At 68.5% G+C, this 1,164-nt stretch carries 1 protein-coding gene; it reads right to left on the bottom strand.

The window, feature by feature from the left end; translation table 11 throughout:
- Positions 1 to 1,164, bottom strand: a 1,164-nt coding sequence (locus D588_RS28590) for a methyl-accepting chemotaxis protein (protein WP_017916861.1), incomplete at both ends; no start/stop codon positions are given.

Raw genomic sequence — 1,164 nt, 5'->3', positions numbered from 1 at the left:
GCGGGCTTGGCCGCCGACCGGGCGGCCGGGCGGCTCGGTGCGCTGGGGACAGCCGGATGGCCGAGCGGGGCGCTGCTCGCCTCGATCTTGAACACCGCCACGGCCTGGCTCAGCTGGCCGGCCTGTTCTTCCATCGAACGTGCGGCGGCGGTGGCTTCTTCGACCAGCGCGGCGTTCTGCTGGGTGGTCTCGTCCATCTGGGTGACGGTCTGGTTGACCTGCTCGATGCCGGCGGACTGTTCCTGCGAAGCGGCGGCGATCTCGCCCATGATGTCGGTCACGCGCTGCACCGAGGTCACGATCTCCTGCATGGTCTTGCCCGCCTGGTCGACCAGCGCCGAGCCCTGGGCGACACGGCCGACGGAGTCGTCGATCAGACCCTTGATCTCCTTGGCGGCGTTGGCCGAGCGCTGGGCGAGGGTGCGCACTTCGCTGGCGACCACGGCGAAGCCACGGCCCTGTTCGCCGGCACGCGCCGCTTCCACCGCCGCATTCAAGGCAAGAATGTTGGTCTGGAAGGCGATGCCGTCGATGACGCTGATGATGTCGGCGATCTTCTTCGAGGACGCCTCGATCCCGCTCATGGTCTCGACCACCTGGCCGACCACCGCGCCGCCCTGCGAGGCAACCGTGGCTGCACCGGTGGCGAGCTGGTTGGCCTGGCGGGCGTGCTCGGCGTTCTGCTTGACGGTGGAGGTCAGTTCCTCCATCGACGCGGCGGTTTCTTCGAGGCTGGCGGCCTGTTGTTCGGTCCGGCGCGACAGATCGTCGTTGCCGGCGGCGATCTCGCTGGCGGCGCCGTTGATGCTGACTGCCGCGGTCTGGATCCGCGCGACGATCGCCGCGAGCTGTTCGGCGGTGGCGTTGGCATCGTCGCGCATGGTGGCGAACACGCCCTGGAACTGGCCGTGCATGCGCGCGGTCAGGTCGCCGGCGGCGATGGACTGCAGCAGTGCCGACAACGCCTGCAGGTTGCCGTCGGCGGTGGCCATCAACTGGTTGAGGCTCTCGACCATCAGGCGGAAGTCGTACTGGAAGCGCTCGGTATCGCCACGCACGCTGAAGTCGCCTGCGGCCGCCGCGCCGGCCAGGTGCTTGATCTCGCTGTTCATCGCGGTCAGGTTGTGCTTGACCGTGTCCATGGTTTCGGTGAGCACGGCCTTT

The sequence above is a fragment of the Xanthomonas sp. SHU 308 genome (assembly GCF_000364645.1).
GTDB lineage: Bacteria > Pseudomonadota > Gammaproteobacteria > Xanthomonadales > Xanthomonadaceae > Xanthomonas_A > Xanthomonas_A sontii.
The sequence above is the reverse complement of the archived record's forward strand: the minus strand, read 5'-3'. Positions and strand labels throughout refer to the sequence as shown.